Source organism: Pantoea sp. ICBG 985 (genome assembly GCF_002928365.1).
Lineage (GTDB): Bacteria > Pseudomonadota > Gammaproteobacteria > Enterobacterales > Enterobacteriaceae > Pantoea > Pantoea dispersa.
Genome location: NZ_POWM01000002.1, coordinates 217,653 through 243,473 on the forward strand (window position 1 = coordinate 217,653; position 25,821 = coordinate 243,473).

The following is a 25,821-nucleotide window of genomic DNA, read 5'->3' on the forward strand; positions in this document are numbered from 1 at the left end:
CGGGCTTAGATGTTAACCGAAGCACCCTCTGGCGTAAACACAGCAGCTCGGCCACGTCACTTTTAGCGCCTATCTGATATGATTGATGGCACACCGCCATCGTCTGGCGTCATGACTAAATAAGGAGTTGGGATGACCGCACAATCCCGGGACCATCATTCACCTGAAGCATTGCGCGCCGTGGTTATCGGCGTGCTGAGCGAGTTTGAGCATCCGACGCTGCAACACAATCTGACTACCCTCAAAGCGCTACGCCACGTGGCGCTGCTCGACGACAAGCTGCACATTGAACTGGTGATGCCATTTGCCTGGGCCAGCGCGTTTGAGGCGCTGAAAGCCCAGACCAGTGCAGAACTGCTGCGCCTGACCAACACGCGCGCCATCGACTGGCGGCTGCGTCATGACATCGCCACCCTGAAACGCGTGAAAAATCAGCCGGGCGTCAACGGCGTGAAAAACATCGTCGCCGTCAGCTCCGGTAAAGGTGGCGTGGGCAAATCCAGCACCGCCGTGAATATGGCGCTGGCGCTGGTGGCCGAAGGCGCGCGCGTCGGTATTCTTGATGCGGATATTTACGGTCCGTCGATCCCGGACATGCTCGGCACCGAAAAGCAGCGTCCCACCTCGCCGGATGGCACGCACATGGCGCCGATCATGGCGCACGGCCTGGCAACCAACTCAATCGGCTATCTGGTGACCGACGATAACGCCATGGTGTGGCGCGGACCGATGGCCAGCAAGGCGCTGATGCAGCTGCTGAACGAAACGCTGTGGCCGGATCTCGATTACCTGATTCTGGACATGCCGCCGGGCACCGGTGACATTCAGCTGACGCTGGCGCAGAACGTGCCGGTGACCGGCGCGCTGGTGGTGACCACGCCGCAGGACATTGCGCTGATTGATGCGCGCAAGGGCATGGTGATGTTCGAAAAAGTCAGCGTGCCGGTGCTGGGTGTGGTGGAAAACATGAGCATGCACATCTGCAGCGAATGCGGCCATCACGAGCCAATCTTTGGTACCGGCGGTGCGCAGAAGCTGGCTGAGGATTATCACACCCGCCTGCTGGCTCAGCTGCCGCTGCACATTAATCTGCGCGAAGATCTCGACGACGGTGAACCGACCGTGATTCGCCGTCCGGAGAGTGAATTCACCGCGCTGTATCGTGAACTTGCGGGCCGGGTTGCCGCCCAGCTTTACTGGCAGGGCGAGGTGATTCCGGGCGACATCGCCTTCCGCGCGGTTTAAGCCTTAGCTGCCGCTGGTGCGTGACGCCAGCGGCAGGTGCATCAACACGTACTGACCCTGTTCGCTCTCTCCCAGCGCTTCGCGCTGCCAGCCGTGCTGCTGATAAAACTGCAGCGCCGCTTCGTTCTGGAGCAGACATTTCAGCGCGCCGGTGGAGGTAAAACGCTGCTGCACCGCGTTCAGCAGCGCACTGCCGACGCCCTGGCCCTGAAAGGCCGGATCGACATACAAACTGTGCAAAAAATTATCGTTATCCATCACGCCGGCAAAGCCTGCACGGTGGCCGTCGATCTCCGCTACCAGTACCGTTTCACCGGGGATAATCGCGTCGAAATCTTCCAGCTGCCAGTCGTCGCCGGCCAGCCATGTCCAGTTATGACGGCGCGCCGCGAGATACAGCGTGCGTAAAAAAGGGCGGTCGGCTTCTTCAAAAAGACGAATTTTCACTTCCAGACTCCATGACGAGTAAGCGGGCACGTTTTGTAGCGGCGTTGCGCACGCAGTTGAATTGTGCAGCAAAGATGATTGAATGTTTATAAAAAAATAGCAGTTGCCGCGCGCAAAGATAAAGCCTGTTAACTCTGCGGCTTTTCTGTGTAGAATGCCGCGGCAAGCCGCATCAAATCTGGCGTCGGCACTTTGATAGCTTTTGATTATCTGATTGATAACGTCTGCATATTAGAAGTTGGCCCGAAAATTATGTAGCCTGCATCACATCTTTTTAACGGAGGTCACCCATGTCTATCATCAATACCAAAATCAAACCGTTCAAAAACGCTGCATTCAAAAACGGCGAATTCATCGACGTAACCGAGAAAGACGTTGAAGGTAAATGGAGTGTTTTCTTCTTCTACCCGGCTGACTTCACCTTTGTATGCCCGACTGAACTGGGTGACGTGGCAGACCACTACGAAGAGTTCCAGAAACTGGGCGTAGACATCTACTCCGTTTCAACTGACACGCACTTTACCCACAAAGCCTGGCACGGTTCTTCAGACACCATCGCGAAAATCCAGTACGCGATGATCGGCGACCCGACCGGTGCTCTGACCCGTAACTTCGAAATCATGCGTGAAGCAGAAGGCCTGGCTGACCGCGGTACCTTCATCGTTGACCCGGAAGGCATCATCCAGGCCATCGAAATCACTGCAGAAGGCATCGGCCGTGACGCGTCTGACCTGCTGCGTAAAGTGAAAGCGGCTCAGTACGTGGCTTCTCACCCAGGTGAAGTTTGCCCGGCTAAATGGAAAGAAGGCGACGCAACGCTGGCTCCATCACTGGACCTGGTTGGCAAAATCTAAGTCACCTACGCCCTTTGATCTTTCTTCCATCGGGTGCTGCGGCACCCGATTTTCTTCACAGGAACTCACTATGCTCGACACCAATTTAAAAACCCAGCTCAAGGCCTACCTTGAGAAACTAACGAAACCGGTTGAGTTGATTGCCACACTGGACGATGGCGCAAAATCCGCAGAGATCCGTACTCTGCTGACCGATATCGCGAGTCTGTCTGATAAAGTCAGCTTCCGTGAAGAGAACGATCAACCGGTACGTAAGCCATCATTCCTGATTACTAACCCAGGCAGCCACAGCGGTCCGCGCTTTGCCGGTTCGCCAATGGGCCACGAATTTACCTCACTGGTGCTGGCACTGCTGCAGACCGGTGGACATCCGTCGAAAGAGGCGCAGAGCCTGCTGGATCAGGTTGTTGCGCTGGACAGCGACCTGCATTTCGAAACCTATTATTCTCTGTCGTGCCACAACTGTCCGGACGTGGTACAGGCGCTGAACTTAATGGCGGTGCTCAATCCGCGCATCCGTCATACCGCCATCGACGGTGGCATGTTCCAGAACGAGATCACCGAACGCAACGTCATGGGCGTGCCGGCGGTTTACCTCAACGGCAAAGAGTTCGGTCAGGGTCGCATGAGCCTGGCAGAAATCGTCGGTAAGGTAGACACCAATGCGGATAAGCGTGCGGCTGAAGAGCTGAACAAGCGTGATGCCTATGAAGTGCTGATCGTCGGCAGCGGCCCGGCGGGCGCTGCGGCGGCCATCTACTCGGCGCGTAAAGGCATCCGTACCGGCCTGATGGGCGAGCGCTTTGGCGGCCAGGTGCTGGACACCGTTGACATTGAAAACTACATCTCCGTGCCGAAAACCGAAGGGGCGAAGCTTGCCGGTTCCCTGCGTGCGCACGTTGATGACTATGACGTTGACGTGATTGACACCCAGAGCGCCATCAAGCTGATTCCGGCAGCGAAAGAGGGCGGCCTGCACGCCATCGAAACCGCTTCCGGCGCGGTGCTGAAATCACGCAGCATCATCATTGCTACCGGCGCACGCTGGCGCAACATGGGCGTTCCGGGCGAAGAGCAGTATCGCACCAAAGGTGTAACCTACTGCCCGCACTGTGACGGCCCGCTGTTTAAAGGCAAACGCACGGCGGTGATCGGCGGCGGTAACTCCGGCGTTGAAGCGGCTATCGATCTGGCCGGTATTGTCGAGCACGTTACGCTGCTGGAGTTCGCCAGCGAAATGCGCGCCGATAAAGTGCTGCAGGATAAACTGCGCAGCCTGAAAAATGTCGATGTGATCCTCAACGCGCAGACCACCGAAGTAAAAGGTGACGGCAGTAAAGTTACCGGTCTGACCTACATCGACCGCAATAACCAGACCAGCCACGAACTGGCGCTGAGCGGTATCTTCGTTCAGATTGGTCTGCTGCCCAACACCAACTGGCTGGAAGGCGCGGTAGAGCGCAACCGCATGGGCGAGATCCTGATCGACGCCAAAGGCGAAACCAGCCTGAAAGGCGTATTTGCCGCCGGCGACTGCACCACGGTGCCGTACAAGCAGATCATCATTGCCAGCGGGGAAGGGGCTAAAGCGTCACTGAGCGCGTTTGATTACCTGATCCGCACCAAACCGGCTGAATAAGTTTTGCGATAGCCACGCAAGCGCCCTGCAACCTGTGTTGCGGGGCTTTTTTTTATCCCAGCCAGCGACGCGCCTGTTCATCGCTGATATCGCGATAATAAATTTTATGGATGCGCTCGCCGCAGCGTTTGCATTCGGCTTCGAGGTACGTGGAGTACCGGTAACGGCCACCGGGGGCAACGGCGCCTTGACGGGAAATGGTGATATTGTGCCAGTGGTGCGCGTGCGGAAGAAAACTGAATAAAGTCATTAGCGATTCCGGGTGAAGGTGAAACAGCGGTCTTCAAATCCGGAAGGGAATTAGGCCGTGTTACGCCGCCGGCCGGTTTGATATTAATCAAGTTGCGCGCTTTCTTCTGTTTATTTCCCGCCTACTGCCCCGGCAGATTAAATTAACTATCCTGATGAATTTTAGGGCTTTTGGAAAAATTGATCTCCGTCGATTTGTTTATATTTTCCTGATGATCAAAAAATCATGAAAATTGATGGCGCACGTATTTTTGCTCATCGTTGTCCGGCAAAAAAAGCGCACCCGCCGCAGGATTTACAACTTTAAGCTGACCCTTTATGCTGTGAAGGCACGTCTGACACGGACGTGCATGACTCGGGGTGCCCTTCTTTGTGAAGGCTGAGAAATACCCGTAATACCTGATCTGGATAATGCCAGCGTAGGGAAGTCAGATGCCTGACCGCATTCGCCTTCCTGATTGCCGGTTGGGAGCCTTATGACACAGCCTGCCCCTCTTTCCCCGGCGCAACTCGCGCACTCTCTGCAACTGCTGCGGCAGCAGGCACCGCTGGTGCACTGTATGACCAACGACGTGGTGCAAACTTTTACCGCCAACGTGCTGCTGGCACTGCAGGCTTCGCCCGCGATGGTGATTGATGGCGATGAAGCGGCGCAGTTTGCCGGTTTTGCCGATGCGCTGCTGATTAACGTCGGCACCTTAACCTATGATCGCCGCGATGCGATGCTGGCGGCGGTACAGGCCGCTAACCAGGCCGGCACACCGTGGACGCTCGATCCGGTGGCGGTAGGCGCGCTAACCCTGCGTACGGAATTCTGTCAGCAGCTGCTGAGCCTGCGACCGGCGGCCATTCGCGGCAACGCTTCAGAGATTCTCGCCTTAGCCCACCAGGCCACGGGCGGACGCGGTGTGGATAGCGTGCACCAGACCGATGCTGCACTGAACGCCGCGCAGCAGCTGGCGCAACGCTGCACCACTATCGTCGCGGTAACCGGCGAAGTCGATTACGTCACCGATGGCCGCCAGACGCTGGCAATTCCCGGCGGCAGCCCGCTGATGACGCGCGTGGTCGGCACCGGTTGTGCGCTATCCGCCGTAGTCGCGGCGTGCAGCAGCCTGCCGGGTGAGCGCATCCAGCACGTGGCAGCGGCGTGTCGCTTGATGTCGCTGGCCGGTGAACAGGCCGCGCGTAGTGTGGCAGGGCCGGGCAGCTTCGTCGCCGCTTTTGTGGATGCGCTGTGGACGCTGGAGGTGGCTGCATGAAACGCATTAATGCCCTGACTATTGCCGGCACTGACCCCAGCGGCGGCGCAGGTATCCAGGCCGATCTGAAAGCGTTTTCCGCGCTCGGCGCGTACGGCACCAGCGTGATTACCGCGCTGGTGGCACAGAACACCCGCGGCGTGCAGTCGGTGTATCGCATCGAACCGGCATTTGTCGCGGCGCAGCTCGACTCGGTGCTGGACGACGTGCGCATTGACGCCGCGAAAATCGGCATGCTGGCAGAGACGACGATTGTCGAGGTGGTGGCAGAGAAGCTGAAACGCGCCAGTCTGCCGTTTGTGGTGCTGGATACGGTGATGATTGCCAAAAGCGGCGATGCGCTGCTGTCGCCTGATGCGGTAGCCAGCATTCGTGAACGACTGCTGCCGCAGGTATCGCTGATCACGCCCAATCTGCCGGAAGCCGCAGCGCTGCTGGGCTGCAGCATGGCGCAGGACGAGGCGACTATGCTGGAGCAGGGCGATGCGCTGCTGGAACTGGGCTGCGAAGCGGTGCTGATGAAGGGCGGTCATCTCAGCGATGCGGAAAGCCCGGACTGGCTGATCACCCGTGCCGGCCGCCAGCGCTTTACCGCACCGCGCGTTAACACCCGTCATACGCACGGCACCGGCTGCACGTTGTCGGCGGCGCTGGCGGCATTGCGACCGCGCCATGCGGACTGGGCGGGCACCGTAGCGGAGGCCAAGGCCTGGCTGCAGCAGGCGCTGCTGCACGCCGATTCGCTGGAGGTCGGCCACGGCATTGGGCCGGTGCATCATTTTCATCAGTGGTGGTAGGGCGTAACGCCAGATTGCCGTTTTTTCACTGCGTATCCGTCTGAAAAATGGAGTCAGCAATTTGCCAGCCTGGCGCGTTTCGGTCCAGGCTGTGGGGGCGAATCGGCAGGTGCCGGTTCTTTTCCAGCCATTTATCAGGAGCGAACATGACGGACATCGTACAGTTATTGGGTAAAGAGGCGGATACGCTTCTTCAACATCGCTGCATGACCATTCCAGCGGATAGCCTTTATTTGCCGGGCGCGGATTATGTCGTTCGCGTGATGATTGATAACAATCGTTCTCCTGCGGTACTGCGCAATATGCAGACGCTCTACAACACCGGCCGTCTGGCGGGTACCGGCTATCTGTCGATTCTGCCGGTGGATCAGGGCGTGGAACACTCTGCTGGCGCCTCGTTCGCTGCCAATCCGGCCTATTTCGACCCGAAGAATATCGTCGAGCTGGCGATTGAAGCTGGCTGTAACTGTGTGGCATCAACCTATGGCGTGCTGGCCTCCGTGTCACGTCGCTACGCGCACCGCATCCCGTTTATGGTCAAGCTGAACCATAACGAAACCCTGAGCTATCCCACGCAGTATGACCAGACGCTCTACGCCAGCGTCGAGCAGGCGTTCAACATGGGCGCGGTTGCGGTCGGCGCCACCATCTATTTTGGTTCTGAGCAGTCACGCCGGCAGATCGAGGAAATTGCAGCGGCCTTCGAGCGCGCGCACGAGTTGGGCATGGTGACGGTGCTGTGGGCCTATCTGCGCAACAACGATTTCAAGAAGGATGGGGTGGATTATCACGCCAGCGCCGATTTAACCGGTCAGGCTAACCATCTGGCGGCCACCATTGGTGCCGACATTGTGAAGCAGAAAATGGCAGAGAATAACGGCGGCTATAACGCGGTGAAGTTTGGCCACACCGATGAGCGCGTGTACAGCAAGCTGACCAGTGAGAATCCGATCGACCTGGTGCGCTACCAGCTAGCCAACTGCTACATGGGCCGCGCCGGGCTGATTAACTCCGGCGGTGCTTCAGCCGGTGCGACCGATGTGGCAGAGTCGGTGCGTACGGCGGTAATCAATAAACGCGCCGGCGGCATGGGGCTGATTCTCGGGCGCAAGGCGTTTAAGAAGTCGCTGAAAGAGGGCGTGGCGCTGATTAATGCGGTGCAGGATGTGTATCTGGCGAAGGATGTGACGATTGCCTGATGGTGTGAGGTGCGTTTTTCACCCTCACCCTAACCCTCTCCCGCAGGCGGGAGAGGGAACAGTATTGTGCGGTTTTTTAATGCGTTAATTCTCTGACAGCTTACTGGAACAGCTCCCTCTCCCGGTGGGAGAGGGCCGGGGTGAGGGCATCAAACCGCACCGCATCACACCCCACAGCATCACATCGCAAGCTCACCCCACAACACTACGGCCCTTCAAACCATTCGCTGTTGCGCTCGGCAATCGGCGTGATGGTCAGAATCATCTCCTGCAGATGTCGCCGCATCGCCTTCTCCGCCGCATCGGCATCTTGCGCTTTCAGCGCGGCAAATATCTCTTCGTGCTGCTGAATCAGGCTCTCCGGCGGCGACACTTCGCTTAGCGTCAGAAAGCGCACGCGGTCCATCGTCGCTTTAATGTTCTCCACCGTTTCCCACGCCAGCAGACAGTCAATGCCTTCGGCAATCAACCGGTGAAACTCATCGTCGAGCGCCAGAAACGCCTGGCTGTCGTGGCGTTCCGCTGCCAGACGCTGCAGCTGCAGATTGTGTTCCAGCGCCATCAGTCCGGTGGCAGCGATCTCCAGCGCGGCGCGGCGAACCACGGCGATCTCCACCGCTTCACGGATGAAACGGCCGTCGGCGACGCGCTGAGCGGAGATTTTGCGCACGAAGGTGCCGCGCTGCGGCAGAACCTGCACCAGACCGGCTTCCGCCAGTTTGATGAAGGCTTCCCGCACCGGCTGCCGCGACACGTTGAAGCGCGCCGACACTTCTTTCTCCGACAGCAGCGAGCCCGGATGGATCACGCAGGTCACGATATCCTTCCGCAGATAGCGATAAATCTGCTGATTTACCGGTTCGCTGGTGGTTATGGTATAGGCAATCGACATGCAGCAATATCCGTATTACGGCTGGCCGCCGCCAGCCCGATGAGAAAGCGTCAGTCTAATCAGCACGCTGCGTCTGCGCTACACATTTGTGCAGGCGGCTTAGCCTTCTGTGACCAGCGCCTGCACCGTGGCGTGTGCACCGGTAAGCCGCAGCTGCTGATACAGCTCGGTAAGCCGCGTAACAAACACTGAGTGATAACGTAAATCGTCGCCGAACACCGCCTGCAGGCGCAGTAAGGCCTCAACGCGTTGCGGGCCATCCTCGCTATTGGCAACAATGCTGGCCAGCTGCGCGCTGAGCGGATCGCGAACCTCAATCGCCGCGCCCTGCTCATCGATGCCGCTGATATAGCGCATCCAGCCTGCTACGCCCAGCAGCAGATAATCACAGGCCGTCCCGTTACGCAGATGCCAGCGCACGCTATCCAGCAGGCGCTGTGGCAGCTTCTGTGTACCGTCGGTGGCGATTTGATAAGTGCGATGTTTAATCGCCCGGTTTTCGTAACGGGCGATCAGCGAGTCGGCATAGGCGACCAAATCAACATCCTGCGTGCGCAGCGTGGATGCCTGATCCTGCAGCATCAGCGCGCGCGCCGCCTGACGAAAATTGGCATCGGCCATGCAATCGCTGATGTGCTGATACCCGGCCAGATAGCCGAGATAAGCCAGGAACGAGTGGCTGCCGTTGAGCATGCGCAGCTTCATCTCTTCGTACGGCAGCACATCACGCACCAGCTCCGCACCGGCCTGTTCCCACGCCGGGCGGCCGCTGACGAAGTTATCTTCAATCACCCACTGGAAAAAAGGTTCGGCTTCCACCGCCACCGGATCGCGACTGCCCAGCCGCGCTTCCAGCGTCGCGAAAGCTTCATCAGTCATCGCCGGTACGATGCGATCCACCATGGTTGAGGGAAAGGTGAGGTGGGTCTGAATGTAATCCGCCAGCGCCGGGCTGCGGCGCTGCGCCAGCTGGGTAATCACATTGCGCGTAACGTGGCCGTTCTCCGGCATGTTGTCACACGACATCACGCTGAAAGGCGGCAGATCGCGCTGGCGACGGCGTTCAATCGCCGCCAGGATCACGCCGGGCAGCGAGCGCGGCGCGTCAGGATGCGCCACATCGTGCACGATGTCAGGATGCGTCAGGTCGAGCTGGCCGCTCGACGGCAGCGAACAGTAGCCTTTTTCCGTGACCGTCATCGACACGATGGCGATTTCCGGCTGGCTCATCGCTTCAATCACCGCCTCAATACCGTCACTTTTCGCGTGCAGCGCCTGGGTAATTATGCCAACAATGCGCGTGTGCAGGCTGTCGTCGGCCATTTCGGTCACGCTGTACAGCAAATCCTGCTGGCGCAGAGCGGCGATCAGCGCGCCGCTGTTGAGATTCACTTCGCAGTAGCCCCAGTCGCTGCCGTGCTGCGCCAGTTGGTCAGTGGCCAGCGCCTGATGCGCGCGGTGAAAGGCACCAAAACCGATGTGCACCATGCGGGTTTTCAGCTGGCTGCGGTCGTAAGTGGGGCGCTGTACGTCAGCGGGAAGGCGATCGGGTTGTAACATGCATAATCCTTGTGGCAAACGGGGCGCGCGGCGCCCCGGCAGAGTCATTCGATTAAACGGAAACCGGTTTGTCGCTGGCTTTCGGGCTGCGAATCACAAACAGCACCAGCAGCGCGCCAAGTGCCGCTACCACGCCCGCCAGCACAAAGGCGCTGTCAAATTTGCCGGTGTGCTGCACGATGAAGCCGGTAACGATCGGGCCGATAATGCCGGACAGGCTGCCAATCAGGTGAATAAAGCCGCTGATGCTGCCGACGCGGCTCTTGTGCACCACATCCTGAATAATCGCCCAGTAAATGGCACCGGTGATGTAGAGGAAGAAGATGGAGATCGACATCATGATCACTGCCGAATTCACCTCTTTGATGGTGCCCGCCAGCGCCACACATATCGCTGCCGCCAGCAGCGACACTACCAGCACAATCTTGCGCGATAGCAGCAGCTTACCGGTGATATTAAAGATTTTATCGGAAATCCAGCCGCCCAGCGCCAGGCCAATGAAGCCGACAATCCACGGGATCATGGTCGTGATGCTCATGGCTTTGATATCCAGCCCGTGCGCCTGCACCAGATAGGCCGGGAACCAGCTCAGGAAGAAGAACAGAATGTAGTTGTAGCAGAAGAAGGCGAACGCGGTGACGAGGATAATCGGCTGACGCAGATAGTAGCCCATGCCGTGCGCTTTGCCGTCCGCGTCGATGATATCTGCCGGCTCTTCCGCTTTCAGTTTCTCTACCAGCGCGCGCTCCTGCGCAGAGACGCGCTTACTGCGCGCCGGATTGTCGGCGGCGAAGAAGAACCACAGCGCCATCCACACCAGACCAATCAGGCAGATCACCACAAACGCCGGACGCCAGCCGAAGGAGAGCGCCAGGTAGCCGACAATCGGCCCGGCGACCGCGCCGCCGAGCGGGGAACCGGCACTCAGCAGGCCCATGGCGGTGGCGGCCTGCTTTTTCGGAAACCAGCCATTGATGGCTTTGTTGGCCGAGGCGCAAATCGGACCTTCCGCCATGCCGAACAGTACGCGCAGAATCATCATCGACCAGAAACCGGTCGCCAGTGCGGTCATGCCGCAGAACAGCGACCACATGCCGACGGCGGTGCCGAGCACAATCGTCGGGCCGAATTTATCGGTGGCTAAACCGCCAATAAAATTGAACAGCGCATAGCCGAAGAAGAAGCTGCCGAAGATCAGGCCGAACTGCTCGGCATTGATCATCAGATCTTTTTCCACCAGCGGCACGGTGAGCGACAGGGCAATACGATCGAGGTAGTTGATCATATAAACCAGGAACAGCAGCAGTACGAGGGTCCAGCGTAGATTCTTCAGCATAGAAACTCCGTTTCCCTGTTCTTCTTCAGGCTGCAGCGTCACGGGGAGATGACCTTGATGACCGCGGCGCTGCGCCTGATTTATGCAGGGGATTATTGTTGTGGCCGGCGGGTACGCACCGGTATCAGGGACATCTGGTGTGGCGCATCACTCAATCCATTTGCAGGATCACTTTGCAGCAGGTGCGCGGGTCTTGTTCAAACAGCGTCATGGCGCGCTCGATCTGCGCCAGCGGGAAATAGTGGGTGACCAGTTTCTCCGGCTGGATCAGCCCCTGTTCCAGCCACGCAATTACCTCCGGGAAGCGGTTGCTGTTCAGGCGCGAGGTAAACAGCGACAGCTCTTTGCTGGTCAACGCCTGCTGCGTCAGGCTGCACGGCTCAGCAGAAAACCCGAGCAGGCCAATGCGCGCTGCCGGCGAGGCCAGCGCAGCCGCTTCAGCGAGGATCGCCGGATGGCAGGCGGCGTCGATAAGCAGCGTCGGCTGAACGCCTTCCAGCTGCGCCGCCAGCGGGATCTCGCTGTTGTTGAACAGGCGATCGGCACCGTTTTGCTGCGCCAGCGCCAGCCGCTCTGGCAGGCGGTCCACCACCAGTACCTGCTGTACGCCGTATACGCCTTTCAGCACCTGAATGGCGGTCAGCCCCATCGGACCGGCACCGTAAATCAGCGCCACATCCTGTGGCTGCGGCTTGAGGAACGCCGTGATATTCGCGGCAATGGTGAAGGGCTCAACCAGGCTGGCGAGTTGGTCGGGAATGCTCGCCGGCAGGCGATGGGCATTTTTTGCTGGCGCCACCGCATACTCGCTGAAGCCGCCGTCGCGGTGGACGCCAATCACCTGCAGTGACTGACAGACATTAGGACGGCCAACGGAGCAGGGATAGCAGTGGCCGCAGCTCACCACCGGATCGACCGCCACGCGCTCGCCCAGCCGGCTGGCATCAACGTCCTGTCCGACCGCGTCAATCACGCCAAAGAACTCATGGCCGATCACGCGCGGATAGCGGGCAAATGGATTGTGACCGTGCCAGATGTGCACATCAGAGCCACAGATACTGGCAAATTTCACTTTTACCCGCACTTCATCAGCGGCGGGCTGTGGCAGCGCGCGCTCGGCCAGCAGCAGTTTACCCGGTTGTTCAATCACCACACTTTTCATCATTCACTCCTGGCTGGTGGCCTGAAGGCGCGGCACACCAGTAATAATGCGACAGTAATGACGAAAAAATACGCGCAATAATACTACCATACAAGTTGCTGTTGCAGAGTTGTGAACGCAATCACAGAGCGCATGGGGTAGTTGGAAAGAGAAGTTTCAGAATGGCGTTGCGGTGCGCATCACTGCACACCCTTGAAAGTCGTTAACCGGTTACAGGGTCGCCATTCAGGGCGACCGGAATAAACGCAGCAAAATGACAGGCCTGCTGCGATCGACGGCACGTTCGCCGCGCAACATTACGGCCGCCGTAACGTCACCGCGCTGAGCGTGCGCCACAATAACTCTTTATCCTGCGGCGACACGTTACGCTGCTGAATGTCGCGCATAAATTCGGCCTTTTGCGGTGCCTGCAGCGTCGCGCCCTGTTTCAACTGCGCGGCAAGCTGCGTCAGAATCGCGTCGCTGTAATGACCAATGCTTTTGCGCACCTCATCCAGCGGACGCGGCTGCCAGTGCGGCTCCGGCGTTGCCAGCCAGTCGGCGCGATAGCGATACTGCACCGCTTTCGCCACATCCATCTGTGCCTGAATAAACGGCTGCACCGTGGCATCATCCAGACCCAGCTGACGCGCTTCCGCCAGGGCTTTGTCCAGCACCTTGCGCTCCTGACCCAAATCTTCAATCGGCTGATGATGCTGCGCTTTATAGCCCGCCACATCCTTCATGTAAGACAAACGCGTGTTGATAAGCTGGCCTGGCGAAGGACTGCTGAGTTCTGCCGCGGCGGCGGAACAGCTGCAAATCAGCAGCGCTAACGTGGCCGATCGTAACTGCATTTCCATACTGATGCTCCCAATGTTCAACCCAGGCGCTGGATCTGCGCGAGGCTCAGGCTAAGACAAAATAATGACATGACAAAGTACAGGGTGAAAAATTATCTTGTTTTTTAATCTACCAACTAGTAGGTTTGTTTTCCAGCGCCTTTTGCCGCAATGTTATTGCGCTTCAGGTTGAATGATTTCTGGCACAGGGCTGCCGCTGAGGCAGCGCTTATCATCAAAAGGAACACTCCATGACGGTCTTATCACATTACAAACGCCTTTCACTGCTGATTGCCGGTTCACTGCTGGCCGGCGCCACGCTGTCGCCGGCGATGGCGGCAGAGATGGCAGGGCAAAAAGTGCAGGTACGTGGCGTTGTTGAATCGGTAAACGGGCAGCAGCTCACTATCAAGTCACGCGAAGGATCGGAGGTCAGCGTGGCCATGAAGCCAGGCGCGATGGTGTCTGCGGTGGCGAAGGCCAGTATCAGCGACATTAAAAAGGGCGATTACGTGGGCATTGCCTCGCTGCCGAAAGCGGGCGGCGGTGATGGCGCGCTCGAAGTGCTGATTTTCCCGGCGCAGCTGAAAGGTGCAGGCGAAGGCAACTTCAGCTGGGATCTGAAGCCGGGCAGCTCAATGACCAATGCCACGGTCGCCAATAGCGTCACCTCGGTGGACAACAGCGAAGTGACGGTGAGCTATCACGGCCATCAGAAAAAAATTGCTATTCCGGCCGGTACGCCGGTGGTGACGTTGGCGGCGGCCACCCCGGATGACCTGAAACCCGGCACCACGGTGTTTGTTCCTGCCGAGAAGGGCGCCGACGGTAAGCTCACCGCAGGCAATATCATTGTCGGCAAAAACGGCGTAGTGCCGCCGATGTAATCCGGCTCCAGCCAGGCCTCGCCTGGCTGGTAAGGGGCTCGATGATGCAACAGCCTTCACCTTCCCGCAGTAAAACGCTAATCCGTCGTCATTCGCTGCTGGTGCGCGTGACGCACTGGGTCAACGCCCTGTGTTTTGCCGTACTGCTGATGAGCGGACTGCAAATCTTTAATGCGCATCCGCGTCTATATGTCGGCCTGTATGGCGCGGACCATGAGCAGCCGGTGTTTGAAATCGGTAATCGTCAGCAGCAGGGATTTGTCCGGCTCGGCTCGCTGCAACTGAATACCACCGGCGTGCTCGGTGTCTCGAAGCTGGAGGGCACGCTGACAGCGCGCGCGTTCCCCGGCTGGATGACGCTGCCGTCGTGGCAGGATTTGGGAGCCGGTCGCCACTGGCACTTCTTTTTTGCCTGGCTGCTGCTGTTCAACGGCGTGATTTATCTGCTGCACGGTTTCTGGCACCGGCACTTTCGCCGCGATCTGTTGCCCGACCGTCAGCAACTGGGCGCGCGTCATTTGTGGCAGGAGATTTGCGACCACGCCCGGCTACGCTTCGCCCGCGGTGACGCGGCGAGGCGCTATAACGCGCTGCAGAAACTCAGCTATCTGCTGGTGATCTTCATACTGCTGCCGCTGATGCTGCTCAGTGGATTAACCCTGTCGCCAGCGCTGGATGCGGCACTGCCGTTTTTACCCGATCTGTTTGGCGGCCGTCCCACGGCGCGCACGGTGCACTTTGTCACCGCCACGCTGCTGGTGCTGTTTGTGCTGGTGCATGTAGTGATGGTGCTGGTGTCAGGCGTGTTCAATAACCTGCGTTCGATGATCACCGGCCGTTACGCGATCGACAAAGAGGATACCCCATCATGAAAATCGAGCTGTCGCGTCGCCGCCTGCTGCTGGGCGCGCTGTCCGGCGCCGGCGCGGCGCTGCTGAGCGGTTGCGATCAACTGACGCAAAATGACACGGTCAGCGGCTGGCTCAATCAGACCGAGCGGCTGACGCGTGCCAGCCAGCGCCTGCTGGGCGGCCAGCGGCTGGCACCGGAGTTCAGCGAGGCCGATATTTCGCCGCTGTTCCGCGCCAACGGCACGCAAATGCCCGACTCCGACGAGTATGCGCGTTTGCTGGCGAACGGGTTTGCCGACTGGCGGCTGCGCGTCACCGGGCTGGTGCAACAGCCGCTGAGTTTATCGCTCAGCGATCTGCAGCGGTTCCCCAGTCGCACACAGATTACCCGGCACGACTGCGTGGAGGGCTGGAGCGCGATTGGCAAATGGCAGGGCGTACCGCTCGGACTGGTGCTGGATGCGGCGCGCCTGCGGCCTGGTGCCCGCTACGTGGTGTTCCTGTGTGCCGACGAGCTGGAGCAGACGCTGGACGGCAGCGGGCGCTACTACGAAAGTATCGATCTGCAGGATGCGTGGCATCCGCAAACACTGCTGGCCTACCGTATGAACGATCAGCCGCTGCCGGTCGCGCATGGCGCGCCCCTGCGTCTCCGGGTCGAGCGCCAGCTCGGTTACAAGCACGCCAAGTATCTGATGGAAATTAAAGTGGTGGATTCGTTTGCCCAGCTGTGGGGCGGACGCGGCGGCTACTGGGAAGATCGCGGCTATGAGTGGTATGGCGGTATCTAAACGTCAGAACGCAGAAAAGCAAAAAGCCTGCTGTAAAAGCAGGCTTTTCTAAATCTGGCTCCTCTGACTGGGATCGCCTTTGCCAGTAACTGGCTAATAAATAAGCTAAATCTAAAAACTCTTCCTGTCAAGACCACCAGAATGACCACCAATCAAAACTGATTAGAGCGGTCTCGTGCATTTGGTGATCGCTACTATTGTCACATCTATAAGGGCTGTCTGTTCTGTGCCAGAAACGGACACCCAATATGCCGTATTGTAATATTTGAATGACGTGATACACAATATTATTTTCAGGTAGTTAAAAATAATTCAATGGAGTTAAATTTTTTCTTCAGTCCATATATTTGGATAGTGACTCTTTATTTTTTCAATACGTATTGCTCCAGATAATTTGGAACAAGCATCAATGATCGCATTAAGCAAAGCCTCAAGTTTGGAGGTGTCATATTTACTTTCGATAAGCTTAACTTCTGATGTATCAAGATATCTTTTTGCGTAATACTCTTTAAACTCAAGTGCGCCTTGATACATCCCGGTCTCTTTTTTATAGTTAGTCCATCTAACAGTGTATGAGTCATATTCACTATATGTTAAATCCAAGTAACACTCTATAGCGGCAGCAGTTCCATTAATATTGGATAAGGTTAGGCCGTCTGGGCCACAAGTAGGGAAACTTTCAAACTCCTTAAGATCCGGAAGACATATGCAACTCATATTATGAGGAAGCTTCATCTTTATGATTTTCTTGAAAGCTTCAACCCCTTCACTATCATTGTCGAGTAAAAAAATGATTTGGTTCTGTACATCAATTTTTACTAATCCCTCAGCAAACTTTGATAATCCCCCAGTGCCGGGGAATGGATGGCCAGATGTTACATCGATGAAACGAAAAAATTCACAAACGCTAGGCTTAATTAGCTTAAATGCCTTTTGTAATATATGTGAGTCCGAGGAACCTTCAGTTGCTATGAGAAAAGAATTTTCACGGTTAATTTCAGTTTTTATTTGGTTAATGTGAACCCATCCGTTAGCGACTATTTCCCCATAGTCCCACTCGACATACTCACTAAGATTATGTTTGTTTTCACTTAAAAGTTTGATCATAGAGTATGGATGAAGTATGTTTATGACACTGAAAAACGCTGTTTTTTCTGACCAGTAAAAATTGTTATAAGGATCATAGAGAGGAATTCTTTTTAAAATGTCGTTAGGGAATAACTTCAAAATGAAATTATCATTCTCTGTTTTTTTTGAATTATCAAAGTCGATATCTTTATCGTTTAACTCCCCCAGATCATAGCTCTTAAGTAAGCCCAGAAACTCATCAAAACTAAAAAGATTTTCTAAAGGTTCCCAATTATCGGGATAGGCTTCAATCATTTCGTTTCTTTGATAAACCTCATGCTTTACAAGATTTTCATATTCCGCACGAATAGCAGTAAGAGAAAAACCAAGTAACTCAACCCGTTCAGCTACTGCTGCAAGAGGCTTCCTGAGTACGGTCCACTGAAGGCGTCTTTCTTCATCAATTTCATCCGTTTCTTCCAGATCATAGCGTTCGTGCTGAGGTATCATTATGTGGTCGGTTGACTGGAACAATGCACCATGATCAACACCTAAGCTATTTTTACTCCAATCTAGCGTTGCACCTGAAACCTTAAGTGAAATTTCCGTGCCCATAATTCCTCTTTTAAACTGTTGGCAATCACTTAATTAAACCATCAGGAATATCATCTGTCATCAACTATGCTATGAAATTACAAGCGGTATAATGTCTTCAAAATTCAAAGTGAATATCAATCATTAGAAATTAATCCAAGGGCAGAACCAAGCGATCGGCTCGTTGCAGATTATCGCGCTGTAAGTTACGTATTGCACCATCGGAGGTGAGAACAATTATGAGCTTCCACTTTTTGCTCATAGCGTATCTGACAGCCAACATGACTGGCCGCTTTGTGCCCGCAGTAGGCGTTGCTAACGGCGTAATGTGTCACTCAACGCGGAGCAGTCAAACTAATTAATAGACTTTGTCTCTTCCCTAAATTTGTTTGGTAAACACAGTCAATCAGTGGGTAGCATCATCTACATATTTGTAGACGGACTTCTGGCTTTCAGATGTTAACACGAGGGGCTTACTTGAGCACTTTGAGTCATTCTTCCATCTCGGCCAGATCCCGCACCCATCTCGTAGATAGTCGTTTTGGCTACAAGGCCAATCTCAATCTGCCTCAGCTCTTGGCGACGGATTGTGTTAAGAAATAGCAGAACGCCGTTTTTGATTAATTGAGAAAAGTCGTTAAGGACACTCGATCCGGAGATTTGTTTTGTGCGCGAGCTACAGTGCTGCTGTCGCGTCCAGTTTACTAATAAGTTATTCTGCATTTCAAACTCCGTGGGCATTTGGCGAAGCAAGGTTTGCTGACCTGCCACCAATATTTGGTGCTTTTCATTGGGTAACGGCGGAAATTCACAGGGACGTAGTAAGGTTTACCGAAGACTAATAGCAGCAGAAAAGGAGCGAGTATGGCGACGATAACGGTTTCTCCGGTTCATTTTGAGGACTACAGTGGTATCCAGTTCGAGCGCCTAGTTTTTGCATACCACCTGCGCGCGGGTTGGCATGATCTGATTTGGCACGGTCAATCAGGAGGTGATCAAGGGCGAGATATCTCGGGTATTGAACCATTTGATGACCAGCCAGCACGTAAGACCATCATCCAATGCGCGAACCGAGACACGTTGACACTGGCAAAAGCCAAGAGCGACATGAGTAAGTCGATTAAAGCAACTGGCAGTGTCCCAGACGTCTTTAAGTTCGTCTCTCGTGGTGCGGTCTCGGATGCTGGCAGAACGCGCATCGAGCAAGCAGCAGCTTCCTTGGGCGTCAGGCATGTAACGATATGGTCGGGCGTAGAGTTCGAAGAAAACTTGCGTCTTCGTGCTGAATATCTGCTGCACCGTTTTGTCCAGGGCGTCGAGTTTCCTGATGTTGAAGCTGATATTAAAAAATTCACGGATGATTTTCCCGACCTTTCCGACGCCGATGTTCTGCAACTGATGGCTGCCGTATTTGACCGGCCAGCATTTCGCACACCGTTTCAACAAGAAAGTTCTCTCCCTGCTTTTCAGAAGGCAATCGAAGATACCATTGGCGCACTAAATACAGGTTTGTGGAGAACGCGTGAGGGCGTCGAGATCAGGCGCATTCCTTCGATCCACCATCTCAAAAATCAACGCATCCAGACAGTGATGGGAAAAGTGGTTCGTCAGGTCGACCAACTGCGGCGCATCTTCGTAACTCGGCTTAAGGAAGGGGAAATCAGACCTTGTGGATGTGGTCAGCCCGATTGCCCCACGTTTACGCTCACGCAACGCGTGGCTGACGAGCTAGACGACGCGAGACAGAGAATCCTCACGACGTTTCAATCAGTGTATACTTCCTTCAGTGTGAGCCTTAGTTAGGCAATGAAAAATGGAACCTACAGCGTACTCATTCTTCTTGAAAGCCCAATATAATTTCTTAAGTATGCGAATGTGATGATGGCACTGACCCCGGAACAAATTCACTACCTCAACCAATATGCACCAGGCGAAGCTGTGTCACATGCATTATCCGAGCTACTATTCATTGATCATGATCTTCTCGGTATCGATGCTAACGAACGGTCGATTACCTTTCGCTTTGCGATGTACCTCCAACAATGTTTCCCCGGTTGGACTGTAGATTGCGAATACAACCGGGACAGCATTGAACCTAAACGGCTCAGACATTTGGAACTTTATCCAGACAGCGAAGACGTTGAGGCAAAGACAGTATTTCCTGATGTGATCGTGCATCGGCGAGGTACACGACAGAATCATTTGGTCTTGGAGTTCAAAAAATCAACGAGTCGCGTAGATAGAGAGATCGATCTACTAAAACTTCGAGGTTATAAGCAGCAGCTTGCTTACGAGCACGCTCTGTTTGTGGAGGTCGGCACCGAAGGGCAATCGATCATCACGTCGCTCGTGTGGGTCTGAGAGGTGATAGAAAGATAATTCATGATACGTATTCCATCATTCAACTCTCAGCACCTTGAGGCCGCCTGTCGCGTCCTTGCTGATACCGAACGTGGCTTGAGTGGGTCGCAGATCGAGCGACTGCTACAAGAAATTAAAGTTGCGGACATATCGCCAGGAATGACAAAGTGGAAACGTCTGTTTAATGCGCTCGCAGGTGCGCAGAACCAGTATCAGGTCGGCAACCATCTTATTATGTTCATTAACCGTGCGATGAACCCGGTTAATTACGCCCGTGATCCATCGGTGTTTGCCTGGCGACGTGATGAACTCAATGTTGTCCTGGCTTTTTCCGGTTTTTATATCCGTGAGGATGGTAAGGTCGCGAGCGCCGCTAAAGTAACGACTCTGGATTCTGCTCGAGCCCGCGCCGGGCGACTTAAGGCTGCACTCGAAAGCCGTGCTGTGCATGCGGAAGTTTTGAACTATTGCCGTGCCGAACTTCTTGACGAAAACTATTTTCATGCCGTCTTCGAGGCGACGAAGGGGGTTGCGGAACGTATTCGTCAGTTGTCCGGGTTGAGCGGTGATGGTGCTGACTTGGTGAACAAGGCATTTACCGGACAACAACCTGTTCTGACTTTGGGATCGCTCACCACCGACTCAGAAAAGAGCGAACAGAAAGGTTTTGCGAATCTACTGATTGGTCTATTCGGCGCTGTGCGCAATCCACTAGCCCATGCGCCTAAGAAGAATTGGCCCATGTCTGAACTGGATGCGCTGGACATCCTTACGTTGGTTTCGCTTATTCATCGCAAGCTGGATGGCACACACAAAAAATAGCCTCCCCATAGGAGAGTTGCATGAGCTATACGGACTGGCGAGTTTATCAGGAGGCCATTGTAGAGGTATTTCTACGTCTTGGATGTAATGCTCTGATTGACTATAGAGGCAAAGGCAATCGAGCGGCTCATGATATTGACGTATTCGCGATCTTTCTTCGACCGGGTAGTGGATGTCGAATCGTGGCGGTGGGAGGGTAAGTAAACGCTAAAACGAAGTATTTATTATTGGCGTTATTACGATATATCGAATGGCCTTATTAGAGGAGTATACAGTCTGATATTTTAATCCATTAGTACAACCGGCTATCTTCATTTATCTCGGAGGCAATGCTGTTATTCATGTTTCATTAAGGGGCATATGGATTGATTGCCCCTGTTTAGAGTTATGCTGCTGCTGCATAAAACTCTATGTAACATTCAATAATGCTGGTTTTATCATTAAAAGTAAGCTCATGCTCAACTAGTTGTAGTTGAGCACACAGCGCTGGCTTAATTCCTAAGAATCTACGGTAGTCTTCAATAATTATTGCTGCAGATGGGATTCTTTGAACGATTCTGTATGAGGATAAACAGTCCCTTATGATTTTTATGAATTTTTCAGGGCTATTGTCATGTGACATAATGTCTTGTCCTGAAATATCTGAAATATATTTTTGATATCGGTATTTTTCATTGTCGACAATAATTGCTAGTTTGCTTTTTTGATTTTTACTCGAGCCAAATTTTTTAGCACCAAGAAATAACCCTAGTTCCAACGGCATATTAAATCTAGGCAAATTATTGACGTGATCTAATTCAGTTCTAGATATGTCATGGATTCCAATTTTACAATCTTTGATTATGCGATTTATTTTATCGAGCCGTTGATCACCAGCGTCATTTATTTCCAATGCGCATCGAGGTTTAAAATTACAACGGTAAACTGCAAACAATGCTGCATCAATAAAATCAGTGTAAGCATCGTCAAATGGGCAGTTTATAAAAACATTAGTCTCATAGCTCATACTTACGCCTTGTTTTTTTCTATGTTGTCAGCAAGGATTTTAAATATCTCTTTCTTAGCTATTCTGTTGCTAGTATTTGCCCTTTTAATGTTCCAATTTTCGCTGTTCTGGCTAATGACATCACGTATTTTTCCATCTGCAGAATGAATGGACACAATCCCTCCATTCTTAATTAAATTTCTTGCTGCCTCTATAGCATCTTTTTGTGTCCTGTAATTTTGACTGGTAGCTATCTTTTCATTTTTGGCCGACAATATTCGCCAATCAGCGCCAGATTTAACAATGGTATAGTAGTTTTTCATGAACTCCCCCATTCAGTTAGAAAAATTAAGGCACTAGCTGCTTTAAGATTCAGCATACCTTACAGCCTGGTTTTTGTCAGCGAGCTTCGTACGGTTGAAAAAATTTTTTCAATAAGAGTGATACTTATCAAACATATTCACAGGTAAAGACCATCAGAGCACCTAAAACTGATGAAAAGAAGCACTGTCAAAAAACCTGTTGTTTTAGACGCGCAAGAGGCGCCCATACAAACAATGTTGCATTAGGGTCTCCTGTGATCTTTTCGTTCAATTATAGGCTTACGGCTGATCGTTTCCTAACACAACCCGTCCCGCTAGGATTAATGACAGGCGTTATGTGCACTTGCACGACAGAACAATGTCTGGAAGGTGAACTATCAGGCAATACGAAGACAAAATCACACTACATAACGGAGAAAACATCATGACAATTTCCCTGCATACCCGGATTAGCGTCCTTAACACAGTAGTGGCGACAAGCGCACCTTACTCTGTGTATTTGTTGAGGTTAGCTGATGCATACCATACTATTTGATACTCTCGTTCTGTTTAAAGTACTGTATAAAAACCTAGTAACTCAAAGGGTCGCAAGGGGAGAAAATTGAAACGTCCAAGGTGCATCTGATGAGCTGCACTCTATCCATTTGATGGATCTACTGTGAAAGAGGCTAAAAAGCATGATCTGATAGACTTTGTGTCATTCATAAATTAAATTGATAAGAAATATTAATGGTGAGCCGAGTCATCTCCACTAGAAGGATGGACTTATCAATGGAAAGTAATATTTTAGGTCATGCTCAGAGAGAAACTTCAGGAGCAACTACATTTGGAAAATATAATTTCCAATATCATTGGGCTTTATGCAGAATAATTGAAAAACATAAATCCAATGCAGACTATGCATTATTAATTGAATATCATGAGGATGTCGTTATCGCAGACTCATTGTTTGGCAGTTCGGCGAAGTTTGAATTTTTTCAAGTGAAAAATACTGGGAATTCCTTCACTGTTGACTCTTTAACTAAACGAGTAAAAGGTGCAGAGGGACTTAAGAACTCCATTCTAGGAAAACTATTAAGCTCATGTATAGGCACTGAGTATGAAACACGTATTACGGAAATAGGTCTTGTATCCTCTAGTGGCTTCTCATTTGATCAGAAAGATAATAAGTTAAAGTTAGATATTATAACTTCGGGTGATCTTAGCGTGGATTGTCTATCGGGCTTAACTGGGAAATTAAAGTACGAGCTTGGGATAGATATTTTTCCAGAAAATCTAAAGTTCATCATTCCAAAAATAAAGTTAGAAAATCAAGAAGAATTCGTTATTGCCAGATTTGCTGAATTAGTAAATGAAATATTTCCAAATAGTCATTGTAATGCTGTCAATATTTATAGGGCAATTATCGATGAGATTCATCGCAAAGGACAGAATACTTACGACTTTACTATGTGGGAGAAAATGGTAGAGGATAAGTCTCTCACATCTCATACGGTAAAAGATGTCATAGCTGTAAATACAACGAGTCCAAAATTTGAAGACTTTGAGAAAGACTTTGAGTATTTAGCTAAAAGCGATATGAAATGGAATACCTTAACATATCGAAAGATGGTAAGAAAAATAAAACAAATTTACTTACGTAGAGTCGGGTATGCTTCAGCTTTTGATATGAATATAATGAGAATAGCTCAACAGGCGCTCAGTAATGTTCCGGAAGAAGACTATACTGAAACAAGCGATTACATTAAGGCAGTTGTTATGAAAGCTAAAGAGCTGAATATTGAAAGCCAAATCCCAGAAGATGATGATATACTTTGCGAGATAATTTACTGTTTTTTGAAGGTGATGCATGAATAATATAAAAATAACAAAAGATCATTATAAATTATTAATTAGAAATTTAAGGAACAAGAAAAATGAGAAGCTTGCAATTTCAACGATTGGTTCTGATATCAGATTCGAAAAGACTTGCGAATCAGTTCACGTTCCCGAAGAGATTGAATCTAATTACAGGAGAAGATAACAGTATCGGCAAGTCCACTCTAGCCAAGAGTTTACTATGGTCGCTAGGATGCGATCCAGTTATCGACGAAGAATGGAAATCAAATGACATTAAATCGATATTATATTTCACTATAAATAATAAAGAATATTTTTCTTGCCGTGGAAGCCACTCAATAATTTTGGGCGCTATCGATGGTGAAGCGAAAAGATACACACATATAACTGGTGATTTTTCACAAGACCTATCAGATCTTGTTAACTTTAAAATGAAGCTTCCTAATCGGACTGATGAGAAATTAGAGACTCCTCCGCCAGCATATTATTTTTTACCATTCTATATTGACCAGATAAAAAGCTGGAGTTCTCCTTGGGATTCATTTGAAAACTTAGGTCAGTATGCCAACTGGAAAAAATCGTTAATAAAGTATTTTACTGGCTATCTGAAACCAGAACATTTTGAATTAGAAGAAGAAATTTATGAATATAGTGAGGTAAAAAAAGAATCAACAGCAAAAATAGAAAAATTTCAAAGCGCAGTTGACGTCATAGTTGATAATTCTGCTGATATCACCATAGCATTAGATAATGAGAAATTTAGCGAAATTCAGAAAGAGATAAATACTGAGCTTCAAGAGTTTATCGATTACCAAAGGAAGCTTTATGATGCTCAGGCTACGATTACCTCAAATATATATGATCTCGAAAAACAGTATGAATTAGCCACCAGTTCTGCAAACGAACTCGAAGAAGATTATAAGTTTGCGGTCGAGTCTATACCGACAGATCATTTAGAGTGCCCATTGTGTGGTACTCTTCACGATAACTCACTGACTAACAGAGCATTGCTTCTTTCAGAGAAGGATTCGCTACTTGACGAGGCAAACTCAATAGCATCAGAAATAGAGGCGCTTAGATCCTCATTATTTGAGTTAAATGAAGTAGCTCAATTTGCTACTAATGAAATTGAAAGAATTAATAAGAAGTATCTCACCGATGACAATGAGGGCGAAAAAACACTCATTACACAAGTAATTGATGCTATTTCGAAAGAAAAGGTCTCAAGAAGTATTCAAGTTAAAATTGATAATGAAGATCTTAAAATCAGCAAAGCCAATAACTCTGTCGCAGAATTGAAAAAAGATCAGAGAAAACTTCTTTCAAACAAGGATAAGGAAGAACTGAATTCTTCTTTTATGTCAAAGCTATTGGGAAATATTGAAGCACTAGGTTCAACAGGAGTAAATCTTAGCAAAGTGAAATCGCCTACTGATTATAAACAGTTACTTGGTGGCGGTGCTGCTGAGGCTGCCAGGGGATTGCTTGCTTATCAACTCTCCGTACTGCAACAAATACATAGTGCTAAAACTTGCATAGTGCCTCCTTTCGTCATTGATACACCCAACCAGCAAGAACAGGCGGAGCATCGTTATGAAACCGTCATCAAAGAACTAATGCGCAGTATCCCAGAGGATTATCAGATAATACTGTGTGCAATGGAGAATAATGCATTAAATGAATTTAAACATGATGCCAATGTTATTACATTAAATTCTGAAAAGTTATTGGATTCTTCCCAATATGACTCTCTAAGATCTGAGTATAAAAACATTCAATTGGCTGTAAGAGAAACGAGGGATGATGATTAAACAATAAATATTATTTGTAGCTTTAT

The 25,821-nt window shown here is 51.8% G+C and carries 24 protein-coding genes, 1 pseudogene and 1 riboswitch; of the genes and pseudogenes, 15 read left to right on the forward strand and 10 right to left on the reverse strand.

Annotated features, from left to right (window positions below; all coding sequences use genetic code 11):
- Positions 1 to 132 precede the first annotated feature (132 nt).
- Complete coding sequence (apbC, locus tag C1Y42_RS07060; protein ID WP_021509292.1) at positions 133 to 1,245, forward strand: iron-sulfur cluster carrier protein ApbC; 1,113 nt, start codon at positions 133 to 135, stop codon at positions 1,243 to 1,245.
- A 3-nt stretch (positions 1,246 to 1,248) separates the two neighbouring features.
- On the opposite strand, the gene C1Y42_RS07065 is transcribed toward apbC, so the two are convergent.
- Entirely contained in the window at positions 1,249 to 1,692 is a 444-nt protein-coding gene (locus C1Y42_RS07065) for a GNAT family N-acetyltransferase (protein ID WP_058757267.1), read from the reverse strand.
- A 290-nt stretch (positions 1,693 to 1,982) separates the two neighbouring features.
- On the opposite strand from C1Y42_RS07065, the gene ahpC reads away from it, so the two are divergent.
- Both ahpC and ahpF read left to right on the forward strand, forming a co-directional pair.
- Complete coding sequence (ahpC, locus tag C1Y42_RS07070; protein WP_010617942.1) at positions 1,983 to 2,546, forward strand: alkyl hydroperoxide reductase subunit C; 564 nt, start codon at positions 1,983 to 1,985, stop codon at positions 2,544 to 2,546.
- A gap of 70 nt (positions 2,547 to 2,616) precedes the next feature.
- Positions 2,617 to 4,185 (forward strand): alkyl hydroperoxide reductase subunit F, encoded by a 1,569-nt coding sequence (gene ahpF, locus C1Y42_RS07075; RefSeq protein ID WP_058769944.1) that lies wholly within the window; start codon positions 2,617 to 2,619, stop codon positions 4,183 to 4,185.
- 52 nt (positions 4,186 to 4,237) lie between these two features.
- Here the strand turns inward: ahpF and C1Y42_RS07080 are convergent, their stop codons facing one another.
- Complete coding sequence (locus C1Y42_RS07080) at positions 4,238 to 4,435, reverse strand: hypothetical protein (RefSeq protein WP_021509295.1); 198 nt, start codon at positions 4,433 to 4,435, stop codon at positions 4,238 to 4,240.
- A 345-nt stretch (positions 4,436 to 4,780) separates the two neighbouring features.
- Positions 4,781 to 4,877: riboswitch (TPP riboswitch) on the forward strand.
- Positions 4,878 to 4,910: 33 nt separating this feature from the next.
- Between C1Y42_RS07080 and thiM the strand changes: the two genes are divergently transcribed.
- The 3 genes from thiM (at position 4,911) to fbaB (ending at position 7,692) form a co-directional block, all read left to right on the forward strand.
- Positions 4,911 to 5,696 carry a hydroxyethylthiazole kinase gene (gene thiM, locus C1Y42_RS07085; RefSeq protein ID WP_031280055.1) on the forward strand — a complete coding sequence of 262 codons (786 nt, stop codon included), beginning with the start codon at positions 4,911 to 4,913 and terminating at the stop codon, positions 5,694 to 5,696.
- Positions 5,693 to 6,493, forward strand: a complete 801-nt coding sequence (gene thiD, locus C1Y42_RS07090; protein WP_021509297.1) for a bifunctional hydroxymethylpyrimidine kinase/phosphomethylpyrimidine kinase — start codon at positions 5,693 to 5,695, stop codon at positions 6,491 to 6,493. The genes thiM and thiD overlap by 4 nt, the downstream gene beginning before the upstream one ends.
- A 146-nt stretch (positions 6,494 to 6,639) precedes the next feature.
- Entirely contained in the window at positions 6,640 to 7,692 is a 1,053-nt protein-coding gene (gene fbaB / locus C1Y42_RS07095; protein WP_021509298.1) for a class I fructose-bisphosphate aldolase, read from the forward strand.
- A gap of 205 nt (positions 7,693 to 7,897) precedes the next feature.
- On the opposite strand, the gene C1Y42_RS07100 is transcribed toward fbaB, so the two are convergent.
- The 5 genes from C1Y42_RS07100 to C1Y42_RS07120 form a co-directional block, all read right to left on the reverse strand.
- Complete coding sequence (locus C1Y42_RS07100; protein ID WP_021509299.1) at positions 7,898 to 8,584, reverse strand: GntR family transcriptional regulator; 687 nt, start codon at positions 8,582 to 8,584, stop codon at positions 7,898 to 7,900.
- Positions 8,585 to 8,683: 99 nt separating this feature from the next.
- Positions 8,684 to 10,144 carry a mannitol dehydrogenase family protein gene (locus C1Y42_RS07105; RefSeq protein WP_104093095.1) on the reverse strand — a complete coding sequence of 487 codons (1,461 nt, stop codon included), beginning with the start codon at positions 10,142 to 10,144 and terminating at the stop codon, positions 8,684 to 8,686.
- A gap of 52 nt (positions 10,145 to 10,196) precedes the next feature.
- Entirely contained in the window at positions 10,197 to 11,480 is a 1,284-nt protein-coding gene (locus tag C1Y42_RS07110) for an MFS transporter (protein WP_021509301.1), read from the reverse strand.
- Between the two features lie 151 nt (positions 11,481 to 11,631).
- Positions 11,632 to 12,642: a Zn-dependent oxidoreductase gene (locus tag C1Y42_RS07115; RefSeq protein WP_021509302.1), complete on the reverse strand. Its 1,011-nt coding sequence runs from the start codon at positions 12,640 to 12,642 to the stop codon at positions 11,632 to 11,634.
- A gap of 296 nt (positions 12,643 to 12,938) precedes the next feature.
- Positions 12,939 to 13,484 carry a chorismate mutase gene (locus C1Y42_RS07120; RefSeq protein WP_058775774.1) on the reverse strand — a complete coding sequence of 182 codons (546 nt, stop codon included), beginning with the start codon at positions 13,482 to 13,484 and terminating at the stop codon, positions 12,939 to 12,941.
- Positions 13,485 to 13,714: 230 nt separating this feature from the next.
- Here C1Y42_RS07120 and C1Y42_RS07125 point away from each other — a divergent pair, with 230 nt between their 5' ends.
- The 3 genes from C1Y42_RS07125 to C1Y42_RS07135 are packed head-to-tail and all read left to right on the forward strand — an operon-like array spanning position 13,715 to position 15,992.
- A complete protein-coding gene (locus tag C1Y42_RS07125; RefSeq protein ID WP_104093096.1) occupies positions 13,715 to 14,350 on the forward strand; it encodes a hypothetical protein in 636 nt (211 codons plus the stop codon).
- A gap of 41 nt (positions 14,351 to 14,391) precedes the next feature.
- Positions 14,392 to 15,222, forward strand: a complete 831-nt coding sequence (locus C1Y42_RS07130; protein WP_104093097.1) for a cytochrome b/b6 domain-containing protein — start codon at positions 14,392 to 14,394, stop codon at positions 15,220 to 15,222.
- Positions 15,219 to 15,992, forward strand: coding sequence for a molybdopterin-binding protein (locus tag C1Y42_RS07135; protein ID WP_021509306.1), 774 nt, complete (start codon positions 15,219 to 15,221; stop codon positions 15,990 to 15,992). Before C1Y42_RS07130 ends, C1Y42_RS07135 begins: the two co-directional genes overlap by 4 nt.
- Before the next feature lie 321 nt (positions 15,993 to 16,313).
- Here C1Y42_RS07135 and C1Y42_RS07140 read toward each other — a convergent pair whose 3' ends face one another.
- Complete coding sequence (locus C1Y42_RS07140; protein ID WP_044784577.1) at positions 16,314 to 17,675, reverse strand: HEPN/Toprim-associated domain-containing protein; 1,362 nt, start codon at positions 17,673 to 17,675, stop codon at positions 16,314 to 16,316.
- A gap of 843 nt (positions 17,676 to 18,518) precedes the next feature.
- On the opposite strand from C1Y42_RS07140, the gene C1Y42_RS07145 reads away from it, so the two are divergent.
- From C1Y42_RS07145 to C1Y42_RS23680, 4 genes and pseudogenes are all read left to right on the forward strand, one after another.
- Positions 18,519 to 19,457, forward strand: a complete 939-nt coding sequence (locus tag C1Y42_RS07145; protein ID WP_044784574.1) for a hypothetical protein — start codon at positions 18,519 to 18,521, stop codon at positions 19,455 to 19,457.
- A gap of 78 nt (positions 19,458 to 19,535) precedes the next feature.
- The gene (locus tag C1Y42_RS07150; RefSeq protein WP_044784598.1) at positions 19,536 to 20,015 is read left to right on the forward strand and encodes a hypothetical protein; all 480 of its coding nucleotides are present in this window, start codon (positions 19,536 to 19,538) and stop codon (positions 20,013 to 20,015) included.
- Positions 20,016 to 20,036: 21 nt separating this feature from the next.
- A complete protein-coding gene (locus C1Y42_RS07155) occupies positions 20,037 to 20,837 on the forward strand; it encodes a TIGR02391 family protein (protein WP_047727004.1) in 801 nt (266 codons plus the stop codon).
- A 20-nt stretch (positions 20,838 to 20,857) separates the two neighbouring features.
- A pseudogene (locus C1Y42_RS23680) lies at positions 20,858 to 21,013 on the forward strand (restriction endonuclease); the annotation flags it as partial.
- A 209-nt stretch (positions 21,014 to 21,222) separates the two neighbouring features.
- Here C1Y42_RS23680 and C1Y42_RS07165 read toward each other — a convergent pair.
- A complete protein-coding gene (locus C1Y42_RS07165; protein WP_044784805.1) occupies positions 21,223 to 21,843 on the reverse strand; it encodes a hypothetical protein in 621 nt (206 codons plus the stop codon).
- A 2-nt stretch (positions 21,844 to 21,845) separates the two neighbouring features.
- Complete coding sequence (locus C1Y42_RS07170) at positions 21,846 to 22,145, reverse strand: DUF2188 domain-containing protein (protein WP_047727006.1); 300 nt, start codon at positions 22,143 to 22,145, stop codon at positions 21,846 to 21,848.
- 771 nt (positions 22,146 to 22,916) lie between these two features.
- Between C1Y42_RS07170 and C1Y42_RS07175 the strand changes: the two genes are divergently transcribed.
- Complete coding sequence (locus C1Y42_RS07175; RefSeq protein ID WP_047727201.1) at positions 22,917 to 24,002, forward strand: DUF4297 domain-containing protein; 1,086 nt, start codon at positions 22,917 to 22,919, stop codon at positions 24,000 to 24,002.
- Between the two features lie 59 nt (positions 24,003 to 24,061).
- The gene (locus C1Y42_RS07180) at positions 24,062 to 25,795 is read left to right on the forward strand and encodes a hypothetical protein (RefSeq protein WP_104093098.1); all 1,734 of its coding nucleotides are present in this window, start codon (positions 24,062 to 24,064) and stop codon (positions 25,793 to 25,795) included.
- Positions 25,796 to 25,821: the final 26 nt, after the last annotated feature.

Coding starts and splice junctions, on each gene's coding strand:
- apbC (WP_021509292.1), top strand. CDS start 133: ATGACCGCACAATCCCGGGACCATCATTCACCTGAAGCATTGCGCGCC.
- ahpC (WP_010617942.1), top strand. CDS start 1,983: ATGTCTATCATCAATACCAAAATCAAACCGTTCAAAAACGCTGCATTC.
- ahpF (WP_058769944.1), top strand. CDS start 2,617: ATGCTCGACACCAATTTAAAAACCCAGCTCAAGGCCTACCTTGAGAAA.
- C1Y42_RS07080 (WP_021509295.1), bottom strand. CDS start 4,435: ATGACTTTATTCAGTTTTCTTCCGCACGCGCACCACTGGCACAATATC.
- thiM (WP_031280055.1), top strand. CDS start 4,911: ATGACACAGCCTGCCCCTCTTTCCCCGGCGCAACTCGCGCACTCTCTG.
- thiD (WP_021509297.1), top strand. CDS start 5,693: ATGAAACGCATTAATGCCCTGACTATTGCCGGCACTGACCCCAGCGGC.
- fbaB (WP_021509298.1), top strand. CDS start 6,640: ATGACGGACATCGTACAGTTATTGGGTAAAGAGGCGGATACGCTTCTT.
- C1Y42_RS07100 (WP_021509299.1), bottom strand. CDS start 8,584: ATGTCGATTGCCTATACCATAACCACCAGCGAACCGGTAAATCAGCAG.
- C1Y42_RS07105 (WP_104093095.1), bottom strand. CDS start 10,144: ATGTTACAACCCGATCGCCTTCCCGCTGACGTACAGCGCCCCACTTAC.
- C1Y42_RS07110 (WP_021509301.1), bottom strand. CDS start 11,480: ATGCTGAAGAATCTACGCTGGACCCTCGTACTGCTGCTGTTCCTGGTT.
- C1Y42_RS07115 (WP_021509302.1), bottom strand. CDS start 12,642: ATGAAAAGTGTGGTGATTGAACAACCGGGTAAACTGCTGCTGGCCGAG.
- C1Y42_RS07120 (WP_058775774.1), bottom strand. CDS start 13,484: ATGGAAATGCAGTTACGATCGGCCACGTTAGCGCTGCTGATTTGCAGC.
- C1Y42_RS07125 (WP_104093096.1), top strand. CDS start 13,715: ATGACGGTCTTATCACATTACAAACGCCTTTCACTGCTGATTGCCGGT.
- C1Y42_RS07130 (WP_104093097.1), top strand. CDS start 14,392: ATGATGCAACAGCCTTCACCTTCCCGCAGTAAAACGCTAATCCGTCGT.
- C1Y42_RS07135 (WP_021509306.1), top strand. CDS start 15,219: ATGAAAATCGAGCTGTCGCGTCGCCGCCTGCTGCTGGGCGCGCTGTCC.
- C1Y42_RS07140 (WP_044784577.1), bottom strand. CDS start 17,675: ATGGGCACGGAAATTTCACTTAAGGTTTCAGGTGCAACGCTAGATTGG.
- C1Y42_RS07145 (WP_044784574.1), top strand. CDS start 18,519: ATGGCGACGATAACGGTTTCTCCGGTTCATTTTGAGGACTACAGTGGT.
- C1Y42_RS07150 (WP_044784598.1), top strand. CDS start 19,536: ATGGCACTGACCCCGGAACAAATTCACTACCTCAACCAATATGCACCA.
- C1Y42_RS07155 (WP_047727004.1), top strand. CDS start 20,037: ATGATACGTATTCCATCATTCAACTCTCAGCACCTTGAGGCCGCCTGT.
- C1Y42_RS07165 (WP_044784805.1), bottom strand. CDS start 21,843: ATGAGCTATGAGACTAATGTTTTTATAAACTGCCCATTTGACGATGCT.
- C1Y42_RS07170 (WP_047727006.1), bottom strand. CDS start 22,145: ATGAAAAACTACTATACCATTGTTAAATCTGGCGCTGATTGGCGAATA.
- C1Y42_RS07175 (WP_047727201.1), top strand. CDS start 22,917: ATGGAAAGTAATATTTTAGGTCATGCTCAGAGAGAAACTTCAGGAGCA.
- C1Y42_RS07180 (WP_104093098.1), top strand. CDS start 24,062: ATGAGAAGCTTGCAATTTCAACGATTGGTTCTGATATCAGATTCGAAA.